The sequence below is a fragment of the Vibrio sp. 704 genome, assembly GCF_033339295.1.
In genome coordinates, this window is record NZ_JAWOUH010000765.1 from 1 (window position 1) to 577 (window position 577).

The following is a 577-nucleotide window of genomic DNA, read 5'->3' on the forward strand; positions in this document are numbered from 1 at the left end:
GCGAACGCCAGCATTGGCCAAATCATCAAACCCAAGTACATGGTGAAGGCTGTCAAATCACCAAGAGTGATTTCGCCTTTGTCGACCAGATACGCGCCTGCCGCCACACTAAGAAGAAACGAAAGACCAATCGTCAACTGAATCGCAGGGTCAAAGCGCGCATCTACTCTTGCTACCGCGATGTTTTTAGCACCGGTATCGTCAACGACATCTTCAAATCGTTGTTGCTCTTGGTTTTCTAAACCAAAAGCACGCAGCATTCGCACACCATTTAGGGATTCTTGCGTCATATCGGACATCGAAGAGAATGCTTCCTGCGCGACACGAAAACGTTGGTGAAGAATGCGGACGATAAAGAAAATAATTACCGCGAGAAATGGCATTGGCAACAGGGCCATAACGGTCAGTTTCCAACTGACTTGCGTGACCATGATGATCAATACTGCTATGCCTGTGATAACCGAGTCGGCTGCCGTTAATACCCCTTCGCCAGCTGTCATAACGATGTTTCTTACATCGTTCGTGCCGCGCGCCATCAAATCGCCAGTTTTGTATCGTTCAAAAAAGCGGGGAGGTT

At 48.4% G+C, this 577-nt stretch carries 1 protein-coding gene; it reads right to left on the reverse strand.

Translation table 11 applies throughout. The features are described from left to right. Positions 1-577 (reverse strand): ABC transporter transmembrane domain-containing protein (locus R7R24_RS28985; RefSeq protein WP_318120497.1); only part of this gene is annotated, 577 nt, incomplete at both ends.